This window comes from Microbacterium sp. KHB019, assembly GCF_037285405.1.
Classification (GTDB): Bacteria; Actinomycetota; Actinomycetes; order Actinomycetales; family Microbacteriaceae; genus Microbacterium.
In genome coordinates, this window is record NZ_JBBDHF010000006.1 from 3,524 (window position 1) to 5,146 (window position 1,623).

1 rRNA gene is annotated in these 1,623 nt (G+C 55.6%); it reads right to left on the reverse strand.

Going from position 1 to position 1,623, the window contains the following annotated elements:
- Positions 1–91: 91 nt before the first annotated feature.
- Positions 92–1,616: ribosomal RNA gene (locus KHB019_RS15075) — 16S ribosomal RNA — on the reverse strand.
- Between the last annotated feature and the right edge of the window lie 7 nt (positions 1,617–1,623).

The following is a 1,623-nucleotide window of genomic DNA, read 5'->3' on the forward strand; positions in this document are numbered from 1 at the left end:
CTTGTCTAATGTTCCACCCATGAGCTCCCAGCGAAGAACGTATGCCTTCGATCTGGGTTCTGGACACCCGGAGGTGTCAGATGCTCCTTAGAAAGGAGGTGATCCAGCCGCACCTTCCGGTACGGCTACCTTGTTACGACTTAGTCCTAATTACCGATCCCACCTTCGACAGCTCCCTCCCACAAGGGGTTAGGCCACCGGCTTCAGGTGTTACCGACTTTCATGACTTGACGGGCGGTGTGTACAAGACCCGGGAACGTATTCACCGCAGCGTTGCTGATCTGCGATTACTAGCGACTCCGACTTCATGAGGTCGAGTTGCAGACCTCAATCCGAACTGGGACCGGCTTTTTGGGATTCGCTCCACCTCACGGTATCGCTGCCCATTGTACCGGCCATTGTAGCATGCGTGAAGCCCAAGACATAAGGGGCATGATGATTTGACGTCATCCCCACCTTCCTCCGAGTTGACCCCGGCAGTATCCCATGAGTTCCCACCATTACGTGCTGGCAACATAGAACGAGGGTTGCGCTCGTTGCGGGACTTAACCCAACATCTCACGACACGAGCTGACGACAACCATGCACCACCTGTTTACGAGTGTCCAAAGAGTTGACCATTTCTGGCCCGTTCTCGTATATGTCAAGCCTTGGTAAGGTTCTTCGCGTTGCATCGAATTAATCCGCATGCTCCGCCGCTTGTGCGGGTCCCCGTCAATTCCTTTGAGTTTTAGCCTTGCGGCCGTACTCCCCAGGCGGGGAACTTAATGCGTTAGCTGCGTCACGGAATCCGTGGAATGGACCCCACAACTAGTTCCCAACGTTTACGGGGTGGACTACCAGGGTATCTAAGCCTGTTTGCTCCCCACCCTTTCGCTCCTCAGCGTCAGTTACGGCCCAGAGATCTGCCTTCGCCATCGGTGTTCCTCCTGATATCTGCGCATTCCACCGCTACACCAGGAATTCCAATCTCCCCTACCGCACTCTAGTCTGCCCGTACCCACTGCAGGCCCGAGGTTGAGCCTCGGGATTTCACAGCAGACGCGACAAACCGCCTACGAGCTCTTTACGCCCAATAATTCCGGATAACGCTTGCGCCCTACGTATTACCGCGGCTGCTGGCACGTAGTTAGCCGGCGCTTTTTCTGCAGGTACCGTCACTCTCGCTTCTTCCCTGCTAAAAGAGGTTTACAACCCGAAGGCCGTCATCCCTCACGCGGCGTTGCTGCATCAGGCTTCCGCCCATTGTGCAATATTCCCCACTGCTGCCTCCCGTAGGAGTCTGGGCCGTGTCTCAGTCCCAGTGTGGCCGGTCACCCTCTCAGGCCGGCTACCCGTCGACGCCTTGGTGAGCCATTACCTCACCAACAAGCTGATAGGCCGCGAGCCCATCCCCAACCAAAAAATCTTTCCAGTAACTGACCATGCGATCGCTACTCGTATCCAGTATTAGACGCCGTTTCCAGCGCTTATCCCAGAGTCAGGGGCAGGTTGCTCACGTGTTACTCACCCGTTCGCCACTAATCCACCCAGCAAGCTGGGCATCATCGTTCGACTTGCATGTGTTAAGCACGCCGCCAGCGTTCATCCTGAGCCAGGATCAAACTCTCCGTAAAAAACAAA